Annotated in this window: 22 protein-coding genes; 5 read left to right on the top strand and 17 right to left on the bottom strand. The window is 63.1% G+C overall.

What is annotated here, in order from left to right:
- Positions 1–161: 161 nt before the first annotated feature.
- The 7 genes from HUW10_RS02930 to HUW10_RS02900 form a co-directional block, all read right to left on the bottom strand.
- A complete protein-coding gene (locus tag HUW10_RS02930) occupies positions 162–1166 on the bottom strand; it encodes a hypothetical protein (RefSeq protein WP_174502118.1) in 1005 nt (334 codons plus the stop codon).
- Between the two features lie 160 nt (positions 1167–1326).
- Positions 1327–1749, bottom strand: a complete 423-nt coding sequence (locus HUW10_RS02925; RefSeq protein WP_174502117.1) for a hypothetical protein — start codon at positions 1747–1749, stop codon at positions 1327–1329.
- Positions 1750–1816: 67 nt separating this feature from the next.
- On the bottom strand, positions 1817–3043 hold the full coding sequence (locus tag HUW10_RS02920) for a hypothetical protein (RefSeq protein WP_174501876.1): 1227 nt from the start codon (positions 3041–3043) through the stop codon (positions 1817–1819).
- Entirely contained in the window at positions 3043–4275 is a 1233-nt protein-coding gene (locus tag HUW10_RS02915) for a hypothetical protein (RefSeq protein WP_174501875.1), read from the bottom strand. Before HUW10_RS02915 ends, HUW10_RS02920 begins: the two co-directional genes overlap by 1 nt.
- 1 nt (position 4276) lies before the next feature.
- Positions 4277–5098: a hypothetical protein gene (locus tag HUW10_RS02910; RefSeq protein WP_174501874.1), complete on the bottom strand. Its 822-nt coding sequence runs from the start codon at positions 5096–5098 to the stop codon at positions 4277–4279.
- The gene (locus HUW10_RS02905; protein WP_174501873.1) at positions 5095–5706 is read right to left on the bottom strand and encodes a hypothetical protein; all 612 of its coding nucleotides are present in this window, start codon (positions 5704–5706) and stop codon (positions 5095–5097) included. The genes HUW10_RS02910 and HUW10_RS02905 overlap by 4 nt, the downstream gene beginning before the upstream one ends.
- Positions 5699–6214: a hypothetical protein gene (locus tag HUW10_RS02900; protein ID WP_174501872.1), complete on the bottom strand. Its 516-nt coding sequence runs from the start codon at positions 6212–6214 to the stop codon at positions 5699–5701. Before HUW10_RS02900 ends, HUW10_RS02905 begins: the two co-directional genes overlap by 8 nt.
- Before the next feature lie 580 nt (positions 6215–6794).
- On the opposite strand from HUW10_RS02900, the gene HUW10_RS02895 reads away from it, so the two are divergent.
- Entirely contained in the window at positions 6795–7964 is a 1170-nt protein-coding gene (locus tag HUW10_RS02895; protein WP_174501871.1) for an EAL domain-containing protein, read from the top strand.
- Between the two features lie 16 nt (positions 7965–7980).
- Here HUW10_RS02895 and HUW10_RS02890 read toward each other — a convergent pair whose 3' ends face one another.
- The 6 genes from HUW10_RS02890 to HUW10_RS02865 all read right to left on the bottom strand — a co-directional run bounded on the left by HUW10_RS02890 (position 7981) and on the right by HUW10_RS02865 (position 14587).
- Positions 7981–10815: a type IV secretory system conjugative DNA transfer family protein gene (locus tag HUW10_RS02890; RefSeq protein WP_174502116.1), complete on the bottom strand. Its 2835-nt coding sequence runs from the start codon at positions 10813–10815 to the stop codon at positions 7981–7983.
- A complete protein-coding gene (locus HUW10_RS02885; protein WP_174502115.1) occupies positions 10812–11621 on the bottom strand; it encodes a hypothetical protein in 810 nt (269 codons plus the stop codon). The genes HUW10_RS02890 and HUW10_RS02885 overlap by 4 nt, the downstream gene beginning before the upstream one ends.
- Positions 11608–12072, bottom strand: a complete 465-nt coding sequence (locus HUW10_RS02880; RefSeq protein ID WP_174502114.1) for a hypothetical protein — start codon at positions 12070–12072, stop codon at positions 11608–11610. Before HUW10_RS02880 ends, HUW10_RS02885 begins: the two co-directional genes overlap by 14 nt.
- An 85-nt stretch (positions 12073–12157) precedes the next feature.
- The gene (locus tag HUW10_RS02875) at positions 12158–12664 is read right to left on the bottom strand and encodes a hypothetical protein (RefSeq protein ID WP_174502113.1); all 507 of its coding nucleotides are present in this window, start codon (positions 12662–12664) and stop codon (positions 12158–12160) included.
- A gap of 13 nt (positions 12665–12677) precedes the next feature.
- Positions 12678–13982 (bottom strand): RNA-guided endonuclease TnpB family protein, encoded by a 1305-nt coding sequence (locus HUW10_RS02870; protein ID WP_174502112.1) that lies wholly within the window; start codon positions 13980–13982, stop codon positions 12678–12680.
- On the bottom strand, positions 13979–14587 hold the full coding sequence (locus HUW10_RS02865) for an IS607 family transposase (RefSeq protein ID WP_174502111.1): 609 nt from the start codon (positions 14585–14587) through the stop codon (positions 13979–13981). Before HUW10_RS02865 ends, HUW10_RS02870 begins: the two co-directional genes overlap by 4 nt.
- Before the next feature lie 97 nt (positions 14588–14684).
- Here HUW10_RS02865 and HUW10_RS02860 point away from each other — a divergent pair, with 97 nt between their 5' ends.
- Positions 14685–15089: a hypothetical protein gene (locus tag HUW10_RS02860; protein ID WP_174502110.1), complete on the top strand. Its 405-nt coding sequence runs from the start codon at positions 14685–14687 to the stop codon at positions 15087–15089.
- A gap of 439 nt (positions 15090–15528) precedes the next feature.
- On the opposite strand, the gene HUW10_RS02855 is transcribed toward HUW10_RS02860, so the two are convergent.
- Positions 15529–15687: a hypothetical protein gene (locus HUW10_RS02855; protein WP_174502109.1), complete on the bottom strand. Its 159-nt coding sequence runs from the start codon at positions 15685–15687 to the stop codon at positions 15529–15531.
- 64 nt (positions 15688–15751) lie between these two features.
- On the opposite strand from HUW10_RS02855, the gene HUW10_RS02850 reads away from it, so the two are divergent.
- Together HUW10_RS02850 and HUW10_RS02845 are read left to right on the top strand one after the other, a co-directional pair.
- Positions 15752–16708, top strand: coding sequence for an IS1595 family transposase (locus HUW10_RS02850; protein WP_174502108.1), 957 nt, complete (start codon positions 15752–15754; stop codon positions 16706–16708).
- A 65-nt stretch (positions 16709–16773) separates the two neighbouring features.
- A complete protein-coding gene (locus HUW10_RS02845; protein ID WP_174502107.1) occupies positions 16774–18264 on the top strand; it encodes a zinc ribbon domain-containing protein in 1491 nt (496 codons plus the stop codon).
- Here HUW10_RS02845 and HUW10_RS02840 read toward each other — a convergent pair.
- The 3 genes from HUW10_RS02840 to HUW10_RS02830 all read right to left on the bottom strand — a co-directional run bounded on the left by HUW10_RS02840 (position 18222) and on the right by HUW10_RS02830 (position 21201).
- Complete coding sequence (locus HUW10_RS02840; protein WP_174502106.1) at positions 18222–19520, bottom strand: hypothetical protein; 1299 nt, start codon at positions 19518–19520, stop codon at positions 18222–18224. The genes HUW10_RS02845 and HUW10_RS02840 overlap by 43 nt on opposite strands.
- Positions 19521–19595: 75 nt before the next feature.
- Positions 19596–20603 carry a type II toxin-antitoxin system HipA family toxin gene (locus HUW10_RS02835; RefSeq protein WP_174502105.1) on the bottom strand — a complete coding sequence of 336 codons (1008 nt, stop codon included), beginning with the start codon at positions 20601–20603 and terminating at the stop codon, positions 19596–19598.
- Between the two features lie 289 nt (positions 20604–20892).
- Positions 20893–21201, bottom strand: coding sequence for a helix-turn-helix transcriptional regulator (locus HUW10_RS02830; RefSeq protein WP_201712574.1), 309 nt, complete (start codon positions 21199–21201; stop codon positions 20893–20895).
- 208 nt (positions 21202–21409) lie between these two features.
- On the opposite strand from HUW10_RS02830, the gene HUW10_RS02825 reads away from it, so the two are divergent.
- Positions 21410–21967, top strand: a complete 558-nt coding sequence (locus HUW10_RS02825; protein WP_174502104.1) for a hypothetical protein — start codon at positions 21410–21412, stop codon at positions 21965–21967.
- The last annotated feature ends 1 nt before the right edge of the window (position 21968 follow it).

Raw genomic sequence — 21968 nt, 5'->3', positions numbered from 1 at the left:
CCCCTTGTCCCGGAGGTCCGGGGTGATCCCGAGCCAGCCTCTGAACGTCATAATGTAGCCGGACGTCGCGATCACATCAGCCTCGCGGTTCAGGGCCGCGAGGCTCTTGCTGAGCGTGGCGATCTTGCCCGGCGCCTCTATGATCCAGAGATCGCGGGGCATCAGACGGAAGGCGCCGGTTCCGCCTCCGCCGCGGCTGCGGCCTCGACTCCATGACGACCGGCGCTGATCCGGTTCACGACCGCGCGCAGCACCCGGTCAATCATCTCGAAGATTGCCTGGATGCGCTCGGCGATCTGAGCGTTCAGCCTCCCGCGCTCGGCGGCGATGGCAGCCGGACTGGTGACGTCCATCGCGCCATCCAGCGGCTGGGTTGAATCGCCGAACCAGTCCGCCAGCTTGCCGCGGTCGAGCCCTTCAAGGTCAGGACTGTTCTTTGCCAGCATCTCAAGCCCGTTGATCGCATCTTCGATCGCGGACCGCCCGCGGGCCAGCTGCTCCCTGGCAAGGGCGGAAGCTGAGCGCGCCTCGGCTGCGTCATCACCGGCCCGCTCCATTGCCTCACCATACTGGGTCCGCAGCTGGTCGACGACCTGTCGGTTGCCAGGACTGACCGGCTCGTGTCCGGAGATCTGGCGAACCAGCTGCTCGACGGGCACATCGGCCTGCTGGGCGGCGATCGTCACCGATGCGGCAAGCTCGCGGCCGATCTCGGTATCGCCGAAGACCCGGCCGGCCTCGGACAGGATACCCGCCGCGCCCTCGAAACTGGCCCGCGCATCGCGGTGCTTTTCGATCACCCGGTCCGCCGCTGTGGTCAGCCAACGCCGCTCGAGATCCATTTTTTCGATCACCTGACGCCGGCGGTCGACGATTTCCCTCATCTCTTTTGCCACACGGTGCGCACGGGCGTTGCCACCAAGAAGCCCTTGGGCGAGAGCGCCGAGAAACGACACCGAGCCGCCCTTGCTGGTCTGGTTGTAGGACTGCATCTCTCGAGCCAGAATCTGATCGTCCTGGTTCAGGTCGCCAACCTTGCGCGCGGCATCTGTCGCCGTCCGCATGATGATCCGCTTCTTTGCCTCGGCCATCATCACTTCGACCGGGTCCGGATTTTCACCGAGCTCAAGATCGATCCGCCGGCACTCATCAATCGCCCGTGCCATGATGAGCGCCGGCCTTCGCCAGTACCGGCATCATGGTCGTGAGTTGTCGCCGCGGCGGCAATGGCTTCCGGGCTGTCTCCGGCCCATGCATCACTATCCGGCGTAGCAGCGGCCGTTCCAGGAGCGTTTTGTGCGAAGTTCGGCGCCGTCGACTGAACAATCAGCCGCTCGGGAGGCTCGTCCGATTCCTGTTCGAGGTATGCCCTGGCGTAGTCGTAGTCATCGTTGATGCGCCTCTGGTAGTCGTATGCAGCCCGGCCTGCTGGGCCTTTGCAATGGCCTGCATCTGAAGCATGCGACGCTCGCGCCTCTGCCGCTCTTCCGCATCCTCCGCATCCAGCCGGGCAAAAGTGGCCTGCAGGCCGAATTTCTCGTCGATCTCCCCCTGCACGGCAGCCACTATATCGCGGGCCTTTTCCAGGTTCGTCCGATGGTCGATGTCCGGTTCGGGCGGCTCTACAGGGGTGGGGTCGTCGCTCAGATCCTGCATGCGGATCGGGCGCCGCCCCCGGAGGCTCACAACCTTCGGGGGCGGCTCGCCATTACCGGCCTCAGGCTTGTTGGTCTGCTCGTCGTCGCTCATGGGATTACGCCCTGTCGAGTGTCTGGTTCAGACGATTGTAGACGGGGGACATGCAAGCAACACGCGATCAGTGCATGTGGACGAGTGTCTGCAGCGACCGATCGATGGAGGCGAGGAGAAGCAACTCCTTCTCACCCTGGTGATACTGCTTGTTCTGCAGGAAGGCTCGGAACGACGCAATCATCGCGAGATCCTTGACCGCCTGGGTCTCGGAATATCCGTTCAGAGCAATGGACCAATCCGGGTTCATGTACCAGCCATCAGCCCTGACCGTGATCCACGCATCTTCTGACACGCCATTGGGAAAGTAGCCGCCGGCAGGCTCCGCGCCCGCACCGGCAATCTGCTGCTCGGTGCCATTTGCCCACTGGGTGACCGAGACCGGGCCCGCCCCAACGCTGCCACCCTGAATCTGCTGGTTGCTGTCCGGGAGAGGGGTCCGGGCGGCCAGAACGCCGGCCACCACGCTGTCGGGGATTGATGCCTGGGCAGCGGCGACGAGGCGGTCGTAAGCCTCCTGCTTGCCGCTCTGGCTGGTGGCACCACCGGGCGGCATCGCACCCATCGGATTTGGATTGAAGGCCAGCGCCATGAACTGCTTCATCGACGGCATCATATTCGCCGGAATGACGTCGTTGGGCTGGTTGATCATCCTTCCGCCGTCAACATCGGGCGGCACCGTGTTGCTCACCGCGCCAGCTGCGCCGGGCTGGCTGGAGGCCGGCGCAGTGACGGCCGGGCAAAGCCCTTCCTCGACATCCTGCTCAGTCGCGCTGTTCTGACAGTGCGCGGCTATGAGACTGTCGACCGCACTGGCCTGTCCGTTGTAGCTCGGCGAGGGCGTCGTCTTGTCGCCACCCATCTCCCAGGCGAGCTCGGCATCGGTACCCTGCTCCTGGGCCTGAGCGACCTGCGCGTTGATGGCCTGACCTGCAAGAGTGCCGGTGATCATGTTGCAAGCCGACGTGCCTGAACTCGCCTGATTCTCGGCGTTGAGCGTGGCCTGCTCAATCTTCAACTCGACGGCTCGGTTGTCCTGCTCGGTGGCGATGTTGCTGAGCGCCTGAATCACCCCCTTGGAATTCAAGGTGTTCTGCCCCGACAGCAGGCGCAAGTCCGTCTGCAGGCTTGAACTGATGGTCGAGGCATTCTGGTTCACCGCTGAGGTGATGCTCCTGTTGGCGGCGATGACGGCTTGCTGCACGGCCGGATCGTAACTGGCCATGGCGATGCCGGGGGCGGCCGTGAACAGGATGGAGACGAGCGCGGTCCCCATGAGGATTTTGCGGCACATCAGTGGGATCCTCCCAGCAGACCGTTGAAGTAGACCTGGGCCTGCCCCGGCGTGCCGGTGCTCGAGTACCAGGTCGTTGAAGAGCCAACCCCACCATTGACGGAGAAGCCGTTACCGCCGCCCTGTGTAAGGCTGGTCGATATGCCGCCAGCAAGCGCGCCGAGCCCGAGGCCGGGGAAGAAGCCGCCGAGGCTGGTGTTGTTGAACAGGGCGTTGGTGACAGGCTGGACGAGGTTCGACATCTCGCTCTGGGCGGCCGAGCAGACCGAATTCTCCAGCTGCTGCAGGATGCCGGAGAGGTTGGGTGGCTCAAACAGCACATTGAGGCTTCCGCCCAGCAGGTTGGAGAGGCACCCGAACTCGCCGAACGTGCCGGTGCCGCCGCCCACTGTAGAGCCGCCCGGAGCCAGGCCGGCGGCCTGGGCGACGCTGTTCCCGTTAAGCAGGGTGTAGCCAGTCTGAGGGTCAATCACCTCGGCGCGCGCCTGGTTGACGAAGCCCTTCGCACCTTCAACCAGGAGCTTTGATACATAAGGGTTGCAGTAGAGCGAACTGGCCACCGTATTCGGCGTCACCGGCCCAGTGTTTGCGCCCGGCTCACTGTTCGGCACGGTAGTGTAGCCGCCTGTAATGGCCGACGCGTTATACTGCGAGCCGTCGGCGATACGCGACTGCACCTCGGCCGTCAGCGTCGGATCGTAGACCCCGTTGGTGTAGACCTTCCCGCCATTCGCCAGGTAGTCCTTGAACCCTTGCGGGCCGAGCACATAGGCTCCGGTCAGCATGGCCGACTGGTTCATCACCTGACCGTTGACCGTCTGGCCCATATATTGGGAGACCGTCCCGTTTGAGCTCAGTGTTCCGTAGACCTGCTTGGCGTAAGTCTCCGCCGCATTGGTCTGGGCGGCCTGGTTGGCCATGAAGTCCTGGACCGAATTGACGCCATCCTTGCCGGTGAAGACGAGATTGCTGTCGTTGCCGTTGTAGTCGGCCGCGGTGACAGGGCCGGTCTGCGTCGCATAACCAGCGCTCACCAGCGCGGCCTCTGTGAGCTGGTAGGACCCGATTGCCGTGGAATATGGGTTCGTCTGGTATTGGTTCCCGCCGCTCTCCTTCATGGCGAGATCGCTGATCCACTGCCCCGACGCGGCATGCGCTGCGCCGGAAGCGACCGCTACGAGAGCGGTCGCGCCGAGAAGGGCGCGAACAAGGCTCCAGCCTGACGAGCTCATGTCACGGCACCGGGGTAACGGACGACGTATAGGTCGTCCGTGTCATCTCGTATTTGCCGGCAGCGGTGTCCCACCGGTAGAAGTCAAGCCCGTTCACGACAGCCACGACGAGTCCCCGGACGCCATCGACGGTGTCTGCGCCCGGCGCGAGGCCGAACAGGCCCGGCGATGTGGTTGAAAGCACCGGATGCTGGTTGCCGAAAACGACCATCGGGCATCCGGCCTCGCCGCAATTCACCCCCGTAGGCTGAACGACGTCGATCGTGCCAAGCTTGCCGCCGACCTTGACCGACTGCATCACGAACGCCTTGGCCGCCCCGAGATATGACGCCATCACGGCGGCATGGGATGCGTCCACCGGAGTCGAGGCGACCATCGGCGCGCCGTCGATGTAACTCTGGATCTGGGGCACAAAGGTATCGGCGAGCCGCTGCCAGACATGCCTGCCGTCAACCATGAGGTTTGCCGGAGCTGCGGCCGGATGAGGGATGACGGCGAGGGTGCTCAGCCGCTGCGCCATCATCTCGTGCCAGCGGCCGGCCACCTGATCGAGCAGCACGGTGTGGCACTCGTCACCGGTGCAGGTCGAGGGGTCGACGAACCGGACGGCGAGAACGCTGGTGTGTCCGTGCCAGAGGTCGAGACTGGCGGCTTCCAGGCGGGCCTTTGGATGGCTGCGCAGGAAGGCGGCATACACCTGATCAGCCTGCGTCGCTGCGGCCCCCTTGGCTGAAAACTGAACGGGCGTCGGTGACGCGGCGAGCGCCAGGCCGGGCAGGGCCACGGCGCCAGAAAGGAGGAGCGCGCGGATGGAAATGCTCATTGTTTCCCCAAAAGACCGTTGAAGTAGGTTTGCGATGTGAAGTTCTCGCCCTGTCCGCCGAGCATTGGTGTCACATTGACGGAAACCGGACCCGCGCTGCCGCCCCCGACACTGGGAGAAATGTACATCCCGCCTGAGATCGCGCCTGTGGAAATGCCAGGAGCGATCTCATAGGACGGCAGCCCCTGCTGCAAACCTCGCGCAACCGGGGCGATCGCCTGTTGCTCGTAGTTTGTCGCGATCGAGCACGCCTTGCTCACGACCGCACTCACAATCCCGCTGAGGTTGGGCGGAGTGAAAAGAGTGTCGAGGCTACCGCTCAACAGGTTCGACAGGCAGGACGCCTGCGAGAAAGTCTGCCCATGCGGCAGGAACTGGAAGTTTTGCGAGGCAAGCATCGACCCGTTGGCGATTGACTGTTGCTCGGCGGCGGCAAGGTGCTGTTGGACCGGCGCCCAGCAGTCCCCGGTCGATTTCGTGGCCGTGCTGCTGGAAACACCGAGCGACGGGTCGTTCCAGCTTGTCTGCGCGACCGCGGCGAGCGAGGCGGCCGCCAGCAAGGCTGAGGCGCCGATGGCGACCCTTATGACTCTGACCCGGCTACGCATCGGAACGCTCCATGGTGTTGCGGGGGAACCTCGCCATCGACGGCGAACGCGACACGAGCGGCATTGCCGCTCGTACCCCTGCAATGAAGCCGGGTGTCTCGATCAGCATCTCGAGCGCGCGAGAGCCGATGCGGGCCGCAAGGGTGTCGATGTCCTCGCGGATCATGCTCTGCGCCGGCCCGTGGCCCAGCAGGATCTCCATCAGGAGGTGGCCGTCGCCGTCCATTGACGCCATCATCACGGCGAGCATCCTGAGTCGGCCGCCCCGCCCCATATCATCGCAGACAGATGCGAAGTCGGGCTCATCGACATCAGACCGCATGGCGATTTTCAGAAGGACGCCGAGATCCTCCTGAGGCAGGTCTCGTCCGAAATCAGCAAGATAGGGCGGCAGCGATGCAAGCCACCGACGGATACTCGCATCGTCCGGCAGGCGGTCGATGTGCTCGTCCAGTTCTGCGGCATCGATCAGATCTTCGTTACCAGCGGTGATATCCTGGTTCTCCATCGCGCTAGTATAGTAAACTGCGCCACGTTAAAACAAGCAAAATACCGGCAAGACGGGGCGTGATGGTCGTATTTTTCCGGATGTAGTCGAAAATTCTTGGTTCTAATATTATTCTCGGGATAGAGTTGGATTCGAAAATGATGCTGCGCCGACGCGATACGAACATCGAGGCTGACGGCAGCATGAAAGATTGGCTCACGAAACTTGAGGGTTCCTGACGATGGGTAAGGCTTCGATGGAGACTGCTGTTGTGTTCCTGATCCCCGCGATCGGATCCGTCGCCGACACGTCATCGCTGGAAGTCGACCCGCGACTTCACAACAGGACGCTTGCTGTCTTGCGGCAGCACGCGCCTGCCCTGCTTGTCGCACCGGGCCAGGCGCCGCTACCGCGGCGCCCCGGCCTCGAAATGGCACCCGTACACGCCCCGCGCCCTCCCCGGCGATGAGGTTCAGCCGCCTCATCCTTAATCAAATATTTCAGACAATTAACCTGGATTTCAGGTGAAGACGCAGGCGCCGCGGGTAGATATCGGAATGAAGTGATGGTCCCAATGCCTCTACTCGCAGTAATGAGATCGGTGCCTCCGGGCGTTGATGCGCATGCTGACATTGCGGGCGGGGGGCTGCGGCTTCCAGATCCGGACACGCTCACGCTGTTTTATCAGCCGATCAAGTCGACGACAGGCGGTTTCGAATGTGTCGAGGCGCTTGCACGGTTCCGTGATGATACTGGTGCACTGGCCGGGCCTGCGTCTTTCGCGCCAGCGCTGGACACCGATGCTCACGCGCGCCTTCTGGGTGCCCGGGTCATGGAAGCGGCCTTTGCCCAGGCTGAGGCGTGGCACCTGGGCGGTCTCGATATCCGGGTCTGCATGAATGTCAGCCCGCGGTATCTGAACGACGACAGCTTCATTGCCGACCTTGATGCCGCGCTCGGCCGGCATCCGGATATCTTGCCCGGCAGGATCGAGTTCGAGATTACCGAGACCGCGCCGATCCCCAGCCTGGAACGAGCCGAGGAGCGCCTGCAGGAATGCATCATCCGCGGCATCCGGGTGGCGATCGACGATTTTGGGGCCGGCAGCGCCTCCCTTTCCTACCTGCAGCGCCTGTCCACACACACGGTGAAGATCGACCAGAAATTCGTGGCTCGGATGATCGACTTCCCCAAGGACATGGCGATTGTCGCTGGAATCATCACGGCCGGCCGGATGCTGGGCATCGATATTGTCGCCGAAGGCGTTGAAACCACCGACCAGGAGAGCCTGCTCTCGACCATGGGGGTCAGCCACCTTCAGGGGTTCCTCTACGCGAAGCCAATGCCGAGCATCGAGGTCGAAAAGCGGATCCGCGACTGCCAGCGTACCGAAAGCAGGCCGATGAAGCCGGCCAGCATCAACTTGGTAGACACGATCGTTGCCGGCCACGTACACCGGACAAACCTCTTCATCAAAACGTTCAATGACAGAGGTTTCCTGCCCGACCATCTGCTCGACGTGACGGAAGTCGACAACTGCCATCTCGGACGGTGGCTGAAATCCGATGGCGCGAGGCATTTCTCGTGTCAGCCCGTTTTTGATGACATACAGGTCCTGCACGAGGCGCTGCACCGCCTGGCCAGAGAGGCGAAGCTCTGCATGGTCGGCGGGCGCACCGGGAAGGCAAGGGCGCTGATTCGGGTCTTCGAGGAGACCAACGTCGCGTTGGTCTCGCGCATCGAGAGCCTTCCGGCGGGCACCCGGCAGTAGGCCACCTCTGGAAGAGTCAGTCGTCCTCGCCCTCATCGAGAACGGTGGCGTTCACAACCCTACTCAGGAACGTCTTCACGTCGGTAACATTCGCTTCGGCGGCAGGTTCGGCGGCAGGTTTGGTTGCAGCCGGTCCGGCCGGCGGCGGCTCCTTTTTCTGCACTCCGGAAATTGGCTCCTTCGCGGGCACTGCAACGATGCTGCCCCCCGGAGTGACGAATAACGGCTCACCACCATCAGAGGTCGGCGCATCCGTCCGGGCCGGAGGTGATGCTACCGGAGGCGTCGCAGCACTCTTGCTGCCGGCCTGGGGCGCATCGTCACCCTGTAGCCACGGCGCATCGGCATCGTCGATAATCTGCGGCGCGCGGGCGGGGCGGCGGCGGGCGATAGCCGGGTCGTGGCCGAGTGCCTCCGCTACCGCAGCGTCCATATCGGTCTGGGATGTTGCCGCATCCAGCAGCCCAATCGCCTGGGTGACGGGGTCGTTGACCGATCCGCCCAGCCTCGGCGCCTGCGGCGCGGCGGGCTGACCATCGGTGAAATTGACGTTGCTGCGCTGACGCGGGCCACGGCCACGGGGCGGGGCGCCGGCAGGAGCAGCGCTGTCCTGCAGGTAGCCCGGAACCGCGCCTTGAGGCTGTCCGCCCCTGCCGGCGGCGACGGCAGCCTGAGCGGCCGCGCGGGATGCCTGCACATCGGCGGAAAGCCGGGCAAGCGAAATGCAGGAGGCTTCGAGAAGCGGCAGATCCTCGAGATTCTCCATCACCGCCCCGATCAGGGCGATCTCATCGCGCCCGCGGTGTTGCTCGGTGATCTTGGCGACAATCTTCTCGCGGTCACCACCAAGGAAGGCGACGAAGCTTCGCATCGCCTGCCGTGCGTTGATGTCCTCCTCGGACTCGGGCAGCAGCGAGACGAGGTGGTTCAGGTGGATGCCGTAGAACTGGTTGAACGCCGCCAGCTCGCCAACCCGGCGCAGCTCATCCTCGCGGCTGGTCGGTGCGCCCGTATCGCTCTCGGCGAGTTCGCGCTTGTCGAGAGCGGTGAGGTTGGCATCGTCGATGTAGGGGCCGAGGCCAAGCACCAGCTTGTCGCCCCGCATGAGATAGAACTGTCCCTTGCCCAGACGGCGGATATGACGCCCGGTCAAACGCTCCTTCTCCTGGATCGTCCGGTCCTGCCCAAGGACCGGGGAGTTCGTCAGCCCGCCGCCCCCCTGGTAGGTGAAGACGCTCGGCTTGACGATGTCTGCCTTGCCGGCTGTCTCGAGGGCGGACTTGATCGTCGTCTCCTCGTCAACGGCGAACATGAAGATCCGGGTGTTCACCGTGTTGTAGGCGTCCCGGCCCTCGGTCGCGTCACGCTGGAAGATCGCCGAGAGCGATTGGACCGCAAAGAAGAAGGAGAAGCCGATACCGCGGGCCTGGGCCGGCATCATCGCGGCGCCCTGGGTGATATAATAGGTCCACTCGTCGAGGATGACCTGGAACGGGGAGGGGGCCGAGGTCAGCTTCTTGTCGTAGACGTTGGCCACCGAACCCTCGGCCTCCGAGCCAAGACTGTCGCCGAGCATCGTCTTCAGCGTGGAAACCGTGATGCGCCCAAGATTGCCCATCTCCTCGAGCGATTTCTGCAGGGCGGGGAGTACGACGACGAGGACGCGGCGGCTGAGCACGATGTCGAAGATGTCGATGTCGGCGTACTGCGTCCCGAAGATGTGCCGGTAGCTCTCGCCGAGCAGGCTCAGCGGCGGACCAAGGATGGAGGTCAGGAATCCGTGCTGGGTGTTGGTCTGGTCAACGAACTTGTGAGGCGTGCCCGGCTTGGCAAGCGGGTGGGGACTGCCATCGGCGGGCATCTGCATCAGCTCGCGCGGAAAGGAGGAGAGGTTGTTCGCGTAGTTCATCAGCGGCTCGCGGACCTCGACGGGCATGTCCCGGTAGACCGGTGCACAGACCTCTTTCGGCAGCAAAGCACGCAGGATGCTGTCCAGCACCATGCCCTCCTGCAGCGACTGCACGGAGAGCGGCTTGCCATGGTGGTCGCGCAACCAGACGAGCAGGGTGACCACGCCCTTCATCAGGTTGATCGCCTTCTGCTGCCAGCCGCCCGAGTCACCCGACGCCTTCGGCAGCAGGCTCTCGATGACCTGCATGATCTCCGCCTTCGAGTAGTTCGCGAAGGGGTTCAGCGTGTGTGAAAGCAGGCCACCCGACTTGGCGTTGCGCCCAGGCACCATGAAGTTGAGCAGAAAGAAATCGTCGGTCCGCCCCATGGCGCGCATCATCCGCCAGACCTTGGCAGGGGTAGCGATGTCGCCCTTTCCGTCGATCATGACAAAACCGGAGCCCCAGCTGAGCGCGTTCATCATGATCGCCATCAGGAGCTCGGTCTTGCCGCTACCGGTCGTCCCGGTGATCCAGAAATGCTCGCGGGCGTCCTCGTTCGACATCCAGATCTCGCGCCCAGAGCCGATCTCGGTGCCGAGAAAGAAGATGCCCGAGCCGGGCTGGAGGTCAGAGAACTCGTTGCCGAGCTGCTTGTACTCCTGTCGCCCGGTATCCTGCGTAGGCGACCGGAGCGGCAGAAACCTCGAAGCATCCCGGCGCCCGTCAGGGAGAAGCATGAAGGTCGCAAGCACCATCGCGGCAAGCCATGGTGCGGCGGTGGCGGTCTCCGGTACCGTTGCCGCGGAAGCCAGGATGGCACCAAGCGCGATGGCGATGAGTGGCTTCTGGCGGAGCGTGCCGGCGATCTTTTCCCCGGGCCTCCTGACATCTACGGCAAAATTCGATGAATCGATCTCGAACTTGGAGTCGACAGCGAAGTTGTTTGGCTTGCGGCTCATGAACAGGCTGGCTCCTGCGGTTCCGGCGCACCGGGCGCGGTCAGATCGTCGGCATTGCCGGCCTGAACGAGCAGGTCGGTTGTGCGGGTGGCCACCGCGAGCGCCGCGGTGATGCGCGCCGCGGCGGCGTCGGCGGCCGGGAAAAGGGCCGCCGCGTCATTCTGCCGCCGGACCTCAGCTGCGGCGGCGCGGCCGATCCTGCGGGCAAAGTTCTGGGCCAGGTTGTAGAGATCGCGAGGAGTGGCCGCGCCGCCAGCGTCAGCCAGTGAATTCCTGGCTGCATTGACCGCGGCACCAGCGATGTGATCGAGCGCGCCTGGCAGCAGGGCCGGATTCTGGTTTCCTGTCTCGGCGATCGCGCTGTCCAGTTCGGCGGCGATATCCGCCATTGCCGCAACCATGAATGTCCGGTCGGTAAAGGGAAAGCTCCTGACCTCGGTGCTGTTGCCCCACACGGTAACCATCCCGGAGATGGCGACCCCAATGGCGGACCTGAGAGCGGCCTCGTCGAGCTCCCGGCCCTCGGCCGCGTGGCGGCACCATATCGTCATGACATCGCCGAGCATCGGCGCCGGCGTGGCGCCGATCGTCTGCTCCAGCGCCATGGCAACGGTCTTGCGCCCGCGCGCGATCATTGCGGCCGCCTCCGTTTCGTCGATGCGACCCGTCAGCATGAGGTCCATGATCGGAGCGAATGTCGTCAGCGCACGCTGGAAGGTCAGTCGGGCCTCGCGACTGGCCGGCGCTTGGCTCTCGTCAAGCTGCTGTGGCGCAGGCAGCCGCCGGCGCCGTTCAAGCCCGGTCATTGTCGAGCGGCATGTCGAAGCGACGCAGGAACCGGCCGATCATCTCGTCGATGCCTCCGCCCGCCTCTCGGGCAATCGAGAGCACACCGATCGTGGCGATGACCGGCACCTGCGGCCGGTTGCAGCGATACCCCCGAAGGCGGGCTCCGAAAGTGGTTGTGGGGTGCTCGCAGATATCGGCGACCATTCTGCCCCTGATCACCCGCCCGATCAGCTCCCACATCTGCTCGGCACGCCATGCGATGACCGGTCCTGCATTGTATTCGTCGAGCAGCTGGCTGGTGCTGATTCTGATCTGCCCGCCATCCATCGACCACTCCGCCCCGGGCCACACGCTCCCTACGGCTTCACAGACGATTCCAGAGACTTCCTTTGCGGGCATCCAGAACAACCCGTCGTCCTCGGGGTTGCCGATATCCATGTCACTGATGATGAGGTCGCGCTGGGACATTGTCGGACTATACAATTCCGATATGCCATATATCCAGTATTTTCAGCGATTCGGTGTATCCGGTGGCGGAAAAACTGCCTATGCCTCAGCTCATGTCCCAGGAGGGCCGGAAATCAGCCGCCATTCCGGTGGATTCGAGCTGCTGGATCGTCCTGCTGAGGCCCTCGAGATAGATCGAGGGATCGGCACCACCCGGCAGTGCGGAGATCTCCTGAATGGCGGGGTCGTCCAGCTCGAATGCCGCGGCATGCGCCCCGGGAGCGACGGGGCTGCCGTCATGGCGGCGCGCGGTGCCGGGGCGGGCGACGCTGATCTCGCCGCCGATGTCGTAAGCCCGGTCCTCCAGGATGACCCACGCCGCCACGAGGTCATGGCTCGCCGCGTCATGGGCCAGCGCGACCTTCGGCTCGTAGCTGAGAGCCTGTGCGGCCGAGGCGAGGCCGATAGAGAAGGCAACCAGGTCCGGCGTTTCCTCGAGCGATGGCCAGATACTCCGGGATGCCAGGACGAGTTCGATCATCACCTGGTGAGACGGGCTCTCCTGTGTGAGCGGAAGGCCCTTCAGGCTGCGGACGACGGCGGGGAGCGGCACGAAGACCTGCTTCCTAATTTGTGCGCACATGTGCGCACGGGTTTAGCTCTCGGTTCACTGACCGCAGTTTCACCGCCTCTTGCGAGGCGGCCAGCGCCGCAATCTCCCCGAGCGTTGCCGCCGGAATGCCCGGCGACGGTTCGGCCCAAGCCGGGCCTACCACGAGGTGTTCAAGGTTGATCGCCGCGTTCTCGTCGCGGTCGTGAACGGTGCCGCACTCGGCACATGCCCACGACCTGATAGAGAGCGGCAGCTTGTCCACGACGCAGCCGCAGGCCGAACACGTTTTGCTGGACGGGAAGAAGCGATCAGCCACATACACGTGGCCGCCGCGCATCCGCGCCTTGTATTCGAACTGCCGGCGAATCTCACCGAAAGCCGCGTCGGAGACAGAGCCGGCAAGGGCGTGGTTCTTGCCCATGCCGGCGACGTTCAGGTCTTCGAGGACGATCGTCTCGAAGGTGCTGGCAACTGCCGTGGTTGCCTTGTGGATGGCGTCGCGGCGGATGTTCGCCACGCGCCCATGCAGCTTCGCCAGCTGAGCGCGGCGCTTCCGCGTCCGGCGGCTCGTCTTGGCGGCCCGCTTCTTCCGGGCCTCTTCCTGCCGGCTGATGCGCCGGGAGAGCTTCTTGACGCGCCGCATCGCCTTGCGCAGCGCCTTCGGGTTCTCGATCTTCGTGCGCCCATCCGGCATTTGGCGCGACAACGCCATCAGCGCCGAGATGCCGAGATCGACACCAACGACGGAGCCGGGCGCAGGGTGTGCGGCTTCTGCGTCCGGCATCTCGCACTGGATCGCCACGAACCAGCGCCCGGCCTCGCGGCTGACGACAGCGCCGAGGATGCGCCCACCGATCCGCAGCGGTTCGCGCATCCGAACCCAGCCGAGGTTCGGGATGCGGATTTCGCCCCGATCCTTGCCGAACCGTTCACGACAGCTGTGCGCCTCGAACTGGTCGTTCCAAAGTGCGAAGCTGTCGTGCTGGCCTTTCTTCTTGAACTTCGGGTAGCCGGCCTTGGGCTGGCCCTTGGGTTTCTTCAGGTCACGGAAGAAGTTTCCGAAGGCCGTGCCGAGGTTCATGATTGCCTGACCACTGGCGCACTTCGTTACGTCGCACGACCAGGGAAATTCCGTGCGACGTACAGCGTTCCACTGCGCCTTGAGCTTCGTGGCGCTTGGCTTCTCACCGGCTTCGTATAGGCGTTTCCATTCCGCAAGGCCCCAGTTCCATGCGAAGCGCGCGGTGCCGGCGGCGCGGGCAAAGTGAATCGCCTGCTCGACGGTCGGGTCCAATGCGATCTTGTGGGCCAGGATCATGGCTTCACATCCTGGCCGATGGCTTCGCTGAGCTTCTTCTTGTAGTTGCGCAAACCGTAGAGCCGGCTTGAAAAACAATGCACGATGGTCATCAGGTCTTGGACCATCTCCTGTTCCGGCGACAGGCTTTCGTTGTTCAGCACGAGGATGTCGCAGCCGTGCGCCTTGCAGTGATGCTCGAACCACTGGTAGCCGAACCGCACCAGCCGATCCTTGTGTGCCAGAACGATAGTCCGCACCTCCCGGCGTGATACGGCGTCCATGATTTCGAGGAACCGCTTGCGGTTGAAGTTGAGGCCCCCGCCGACTTCTTCGATCCACTCGACATCCACAAGGCCGCGTGCCGCAGCGAATTCCTCCAGAACGCGCCTCTGATTTTTCAGGTCCGGCTTCTGCGCCGCCGACGAGACGCGACAGTAGGCGATGACCCGGTGCGGCTCGGGGCGTCCGATCTGCTGACCAAGGAACGTGTCCAACTGCTCCCGCGTGTAGGCCCGCCGCCCGGTCTTGGTCCTGCCGGCCGGAGAAAGCGTGCCCTCGCGGTCCCACCGCTGAAGCGTCTTCACGCCACGCCCGAGATAGGCAGCGGCTTCGCCTGTGGACATGAAGGCAGGAAACGGTGAGCGCATACGGCACTTTTAGGCACTTTCGAGCATAAAATCAATACCTAGAGTCTACCTCCTGCTTTCCGGTGTTCTTGATGTGGTGCGCACGCATACGGCGCTCGTCATCGAGCGGATCTACAAGGCGGGCGATCAGCGAATGTCAGGCGCCGCCGGCGGTGTTGCACTCCATTCCGGCGTGATCCTGGTCGAGGAAGAGGCCGATCCGGTGCGGCTGCTTCTCGCGGCGGGGCTTTTGGAGGCGGCCGGCCTGAACAGGCGTCGCACGGTTTCGATGGACGCACTTCACGATCGTACTGCCGCTGGTTTGGCCGTCGCGCTCAAAGCCGAAGTGACTGCCCGTGCGCTTGCCATCAAAGGCGGCCTTCAGGCTTTCCCGTCCCGGCCCGTAAGGCCGATGCCGGTGCCCGCTCCGACCCTCAACAAGGTGCGTCACACATCCAGACCCGAGATAACCGCCATGCCAGAGATGGCGCCCGGCTGATCAGCCTGAAGATCGAGATCGCGCTTATCCTGCGGAGCCGCGAGTCATCGGTGGGGGCGGCTCAACCACCGCGTCGCCGTCAGCGCGATGCTCTCGACATGTCCAGACCATGCCGGATCTCGTGTTGAAACCGAACACCGCGACAGCGCCGCAGGTCATGCAGGTGTTCTGTCTGATGCCGGCGGCCTGTGCAGCTGGGGGGGCTGGGATATTCATCGGCGAAAAATCGTCGATAAGAGCAGAGATGGCAATGCCGCGGAGGGCGGCAAATCAGGCGCTCTGGTCGGTCGCAGAATAAACGTTATGGAACTTGGTGGCGCTGTTTTGGCAAGTTTCGCGCGCTCATCCCCCGATTTCCTGCAAATAAGCTTTGAACGCCCGATTAGCATGCCCCGCGCGAGCGAGAGTGTCCTGTCATTGGTTTCAGCCGCACCAGACGCTATGGCTCGAATGCAGGCATGTCTTCGGCCTGATTCGGCATCGCCAGGCCGCGCCGCTCGATCTCGGCCTCATGGACACGAATCTCCTCCATGGTGTGCTCCAGGTCCGAGAACCGATTCCCACCCACATAGAACGGGTCCTGCCGGTCGATGGCCACCTCGATGTATTCCCGCTCGGAACTATCAAGTTGACTAAATAGACAGCTAGGTGTAGAACGAAGCATGACCATGACCCTTCGCGCGTTCAATGAAATGTTTCCTGACGAGGACGCGGCGCGTGCTTGGTTTGAGAGGTCGCGCTGGTCGCACGGACCCGAGTGTTATCATTGTGGTGCGGTCGGCAATGCGGCGTATATGCCGAAGACCAAGTTCTGGCATTGCAAGTCATGCAAGAAGCAATTCTCGGTGACGGCGGGGACGCCGATGCATCGGACACATTTGCCGCTTCTGACATGGGCGCACGCCATCTATCTGATCGTGTCGTCATCTAAGGGCATTTCCGCTGTGAAGTTGAGCGAGATGCTTGGCATTTCGTATCCATCGGCATGGCATCTCGGGCATCGCGTGCGGGCCATGATGGCAGAGGCAAATCCGATCCTGTCCGGCGTGGTGGAGCTTGACGAGATGTATGCCGGTGCGCCGCCTCGGAAGCAGGCGAAATCATCTCGGGATCACGATGATGACGATGCGCCCCCTGCAAATCGCAAAGGACGCGGGACAAAGCGACCGCTGGTGCTGGTGGCCGCGAAGCGCGGTGGTGACGTGGTTGGGAAGGTGATCCCGACGCACGGCAAAGAGGCCATTGCATCGGCTTTGGAAGGCGTTCTCGATGGGACCGCCGCAGTGATGACGGATGGCCTTCCGGCCTACAAGCATATTGGCAAGACGCAGGTGCATCTGGCGGTCAACCATTCTGCCCGCGAATACGCGCGCACTGACGAGGCAACGGGCCATCGTGTCCACGTCAACCGGGTTGAGTCGTTCAATGGTTTCATGCGTCGGGCAGTGACCGGCGTGTTCCATTCGATTTCGGTGAAGCATCTCGGGCGCTATACCGGAGAGGCGACATTCCGTTGGAACCGGAAGACCGATTCCTGCCTTGACCGCATGACCCGGATGATCCGCAACGGCGAAGGTCGGCTGTTGTCGTATGCGTTCCTGACCGGGAAAACAGCTTGATGACGCGGAGGAAGCCGACCGCCGGAGCACGCTCCGTGATGCGCACAGACCTGTTGGCGTCGAACATGACGGCGACGAAGGAAGCGCAAGTTCGTGCTGTTCTTGTTGCCTACCGGCACGGAGCGGTCATGCTGGCGAGCGAGCAATGGCGGCTGTTCTTCGAGTCGGGACGGTTCAACAAGCACCACGACAAAGATAAGACGACATTCTCGGCGGTGATTGGCGCGGCCAACCGGGTGCAGATGTGCCGGTATCAGGTCGTGGGCCAGCTTGAATCATGGTTGAGCAACCGAGCCAACGAGTTCCGGGACATCGTCACACGAAGCTCACTCGATCCCGACACGAAGCACATGCTGCACGTCATCAATCGACTTGGAGCGTGGTTTTCTCGACGTGAAATCGCGATGAAGGACACGGGCGAGATCGTGCCGGATGCGATCCGTAGTCTGGCACGTTCGATCATCCGCCACGTCATGCGGCAGCATCGACGCCCTGATATGCGTTATATTTCGATGCGGCTGGATCACCGTGCTGCGTGTTTGGAAACACCTACCGAGGCCACTCAAAAAAATCGCGTCGGCTGGTGGATCAACATGTCCACCATGACCAAGGGCACCAAGATCGCAGTCCCGCTTCTGACCTACGAACGGCATGAAAGACGCGGTGGCCGCTTGTGCAACGGTGTGCTCGTCACCGAGGACCTGGAGAGCGGCGCTCTGTCGTTCGGCGTCGTCTCCGACATCGGCACAGATTGTGAGGCCAGCCGCGCCGCTTACCAGCCCGAGCGCGAGGTCATGGCGCTGGATTTTGGTCTGTCCACGCTGTTCGCCGGAGACGAAGGACAGCTTCTCGGGAAGGACTGGCTCAAGGCGCTTCGCGCTTATGACCAGCGCATCACCAGAATTGCGCGTGGACAGCAGCGGCACGGACGCAAGCCGCGAGACAGTGCTCGCTACCGCAAAGCCGTTGCGGCGCTTCGCGGCTGGATCAGAACTGAAGTCGGTCGCGTGCTGAACGCCCTTGTCGCCGCCAAGCGGCCCGCTGCCATCGTTCTGGAACGACTGAATTTCCAGAACCCTGCCCTATCGCGTCGGCTTAATCGCATCATCCAGAACTGCGGTCGTTCCGTCATCAGGGCCAAGCTGGCCGACTTCAATGATCGTTTCGGAATCACCTCGGAAGAGGTGAACCCGGCCTACACGTCGCAGACATGTTCCTGTTGCGGCTACGTGGACAAGAGAAATCGCCCATCGCAGAGCACCTTCAAGTGCCTGTGGTGTGGCTCAAACATGCACGCCGATGTCAATGCGGCACGGAACATCGGGCAGCGCCGTGCGCTGTCTATCGGTTCCGTGTTCCAGTCGAAGGCGTCAGTCCTCGCCGAATTGGTGCGCCAATTCCGCGAGCGAAGGGTGCGCAGCACCCGATCCGGTGGGAAGGGTTCCACCGCCGACCCGAGATCGTCTAACTCCTACTTCGGTGGGACGAACACGATCACGGCCCGGATGTCAGGTCAGACATCAGCACCAAATCTGGTGCTTGTTGAACTAACTTGATAGTTCCCTTCCCGCTGCTGGAGCAGATACTGCATCTCGGCCGCAAGATCCGTGTCACCCATCCGCGAGATTGCGGCGCGCCGGCGCTCCATACGAGTTTGTCGTGCGGCTTCGGCGCGCGCCCGCCGCTCGGCCAGTTCCTGGTCAAGCTCAGGGCAAAGAAGACTGGCCGCCTGACGGGTGGCGCGAGCGATATCGCCTGACTGCCAGGTCCTGAAATTAGAGGCCGCGGTGCCCAGGCGGCGGGATGAAGCGCCATCGCTGAAGCCATGGACGAGCAGAACACCTTCGGGCTCACCCCTCAGGTTGTCGCGACTCGAATGGATGGTGGCGGCAAAGTGGCCGATGCCGGGGATGTCCAGCTTGCCGGCCGCTATCAGGTCCCGGCAGCGATCGGCCGCTGCGATGGCCGATGGTGCGACCGACATCCGTATCTCCGTCTCCGCGACCCGGGCAGGCGCGTGATCGGTGTCATGCCGCCGGTCCTGGACAGGCGCCGGGCGCTCCTGCAGTGCTGCCGCCAGCCTTGCGAGGCGATATTCCTCCGCCTGCACAAAAGTCACCCGACCTGCCGCCGGCTCGATGCGGAGCAGCACGCCATCCGGGAATAGTGCCCACGCGTTGTCGAGGCGCAGTATGCCCCCCTTCCCCGCGGCCCGGGCCTCGGTCACCAGATGCGCCATGGCGCCGCCACGCGTGGCAATCACGGCCCCACCCCTCTCGAAGGCTGCGATGACCAGGGGTAGCCAGTCCGGCCTGAGATCGGGCAGGACCAAAACAGGACGCCCGAACTTGTCCGCAGCCCGGTCGAGGCAGTCCATGTCCGCGGGATCCGCGGGGTGGATCGAGACGCCCTCTTCGACATCGGGGCCGGCAAGCAGGACGGACGCCTCCCGCTGCAGCAGCCGCCGTTCGACATTGGCGCGCGCCCGGTAGATGGAGTCCGAAAGATCGTCGTTCGACTTCATCGCATCGAGCGGCAGGCCCGCGCCCAGCATCCAGTCGCTATGAAGCGGATCGTCGAAGCCCTGCTTCAGGCCCATCGGGCACACGGTTGTCCACGGCGCGACGCCTGGAGCCCTGGCATATCCGACCGACCACTGCTCGAACGCGCCGCGCGGCACCCTAATGACGGGCCGGTCGATGCCATCGACCGCGATCTCGAGCCAGCCGGCATCACCGGCGGCATCGGCCAGGGCGCGGATCCGCGCTTTCAGCGCCTCGATGTTGCTTGCTTCGATCTGTATCGATGTCATGGCCCGAATCTCCGCGGGGGAATCCCGTCGAGAACAGGCTAGGAATCCGGTCGTGTAACCAACAACGAGGACGCGTTATGGCTCTGGAGAAGCTGGCTCATCATCAATGATGTTTCGACTTCTTGAAGGCGTCTCGGCAGCGACTGCATGGGGCGCCAAGCTCGATGCGGTGGAAATGTCGGCGTCATTCGCACCGTAATGCCGAAGCCAATCGCGAAAATCCGCAGCTGCCATTTTCACTTCGTCATGGATCGCCTGCGCCTCGTCCCGGTCTATCCCAAATGCCGTGTGGGCGGTCAGAGCTGTTGTGGGGTTGGCCTCGGCTGAAACGTCCTTCGCGGGACGGAGGACCAATGCCCGTCTGCGCTGTGTGACCACATCAAAGACGGGCGATAGCTTCCACTGTCCTCCCACGCGGATGAAGCCGTGATTGTGGAGATGATCGTCCGTGTTGTTCAGGAAGCAGTTGAGAAGCAGCCGGCGGAAGAGATCCCGTGAGCAATCGAGAATGCCGGCCCGTCTCGCCATGACCGAAACTGATGCATAGGATGCTCCGGTGTTGTCATATGAAGAGGGTGGTTCCTCCATGACGGTAGCTGCACTCGTGAAGGGGACACGGATTTCCCCATCCCGGTCGAAGCGCTCGATGATCAACGCAGATTGGCCGTTGACCTCAACAACAGTGTGCCACGGTGTCTCGATGCCCGCCGAGCGGGCAACAGACAGGCAAGCCGCCTCCAACCTCTGAACATCGACGCCGTCATCGGCCGCCTTCATTTTCAGGATGCAGGGCCTTCCATCGAACATGATGCGGGCTTTCGGCCTGGCACCGCCAATGTCAGCGCCACTCTGGAGAAGGCGCGCGAGATGCGATCGGGTTGCAATTCCGCTCTCGACGGCCTCGGCGGCCTCAATCAGATCTCCCAGCCTGTCATCGTCCTGAGGAAGATCCAGCATTGCAGTTGACGGGGTATAAACGGCCGGACCAGATCCGTCCGGACCAAACACAAGGTCTCCGGTCCTGTTATTGCCCGATGCCGCGATGTATTCGGGTGCGCCCAAGTCGACATCGGGATACGCCATGCGTAGCAACGCCTTGCCCCATCCGTCCGGACTTGCATCGTAAAACGGAAGTGGGACTTCGAATGGCGGCTTGCTTTGGGTCGGGCGGCGCAGCGGAAGGCCGGCCGCAAATAGTGGGGCGGCAACTCCACTCCCAACCCAATCCCGATCATACCGAAAAGTACCCTGCCGAACGCCACGCCGGCTGGCCTGGAACGAAAGCGTTCCGACCAAGACCGGTTGCCCCTCCGCCCTGGAGAAAACGCTCATTTCCAGCAGCCGCCCATGAGTATCGGCTTTCCACGCGGCCTCAGGCTCCGACACGAGTCGCTCTCTTTCGACCATGAATTTCCTCGAGGTCCTCACCTAGCGGATCCGAAGCGAGCAGGTCGGCGATGCGATCGACATACCCGAACACAGCCATCACTTTCACCAGAACACCGATGTTCACCGTCTCGCGCCCCTGCTCGAAGGCAACATAGGTCTTCCGGGTGACGCCGATCCGGTACGCCATCTCGTCCTGCGTCAGATTGCGGCGCAGCCGCGCGAGCCGGACGCGGCGACCAAGGGTCTCCATCGCGTCTTCTTCTCGCGGCGACAGCAGCACAAGCCTCTTCAAGATCGCACCATTTAAGTAACACCAACCCGTTTTGTAGGTATTATATGGGTCATAATTATTGCATTGCAAGCAGCCCTCGCCAGACTTCGCGACGCCTGGCTGAGCATGGCCTAACCGATAGGTATGCGGTCCGAAAATCGGTCGGTGCGTTGCTTTCACACCTCGGCACTAGCCTCGAGAGAACGCAGCCCGTTCAACCGAGGTTTCCATGGCCCAGATTTACCGCAACTCCCGCCAGCAGGACGTCCAGTGGCGCTCGACCAGCGAAGTCCTCGCCGGGCTCGCACTCCTCTTCGACCGCAATGCCCGCCGTCCCGACATCACCGCGTTCGACCGGGTGCTGATGAAGGACCTCTCGCGCCGGCTGGTGAGCATGACCTACGGGGTCGGTAGCGTCCTCGACCAGATGCCGCGGACCATGGCCGCGCTTCCCGGCGCAGCGGTGCGTGAATCCATTACTCAGTCCGACCTCAGCGAAGATCGCGCCAGATGGGGCTGGGGTGCGACGACACAATACCAGCTGACCATCGCCCAGGTTCTGCGCACCGCGGTAATGACAGCGACATCGCTGGATCACAGATTCGCCGAAGCCATCAGCGACACCGACCGCGATGCGATCGACATGGTCTCCGACTTCTTCGTGCTGAACTGGCAGAACCCGGTCATGCGGGTACAGCTGGTAGGCAAGCAGCGCGCTGTTGCAGAGTCTTCAACCACCCCGGACCGGCGCGGCATGGATGAGGCCGGCCCGGCCCCCGGCATGTGAG

Origin of the sequence: Acidiphilium sp. C61 (genome assembly GCF_905116885.1) — a bacterium.
In the GTDB taxonomy this organism is placed as follows: Bacteria; Pseudomonadota; Alphaproteobacteria; order Acetobacterales; family Acetobacteraceae; genus Acidiphilium.
This window is presented reverse-complemented; position numbering and strand designations above follow the sequence as displayed.